Annotated in this window: 1 protein-coding gene; it reads left to right on the forward strand. The window is 39.1% G+C overall.

The window, feature by feature from the left end:
• A partial coding sequence (locus tag M3202_RS22165; RefSeq protein WP_251225357.1) for a transposase occupies positions 1 to 276 on the forward strand: 276 nt, incomplete at both ends.

A 276-nucleotide genomic window follows, 5' to 3' on the forward strand; every position in this document is an offset into this window, starting at 1 on the left:
ATCCTTATGAGCTTTCTGAACAATTCTGTGGGGATGAAACCTACATTCGAGTGAATGGACGCTGGCATTATCTATTTTTCTTTTTTGACGCCGTGAAAAAGATTATCCTTTCTTACCCGGTATCACCAAATCGAGATACAATGTCTGCGATTCGTGCGATCGATGAAGTCTTACTGAAGATGAATGAGATTCCAGAGGACTTAACATTCGTAGTAGATGGGAATCCAATCTATCTTCTGGCACAACACTTTTTTGCTCAACACGATATTAATTTTG

Source organism: Halalkalibacter oceani, from assembly GCF_023715605.1.
GTDB classification, from domain to species: domain Bacteria; phylum Bacillota; class Bacilli; order Bacillales; family Bacillaceae_D; genus Halalkalibacter; species Halalkalibacter oceani.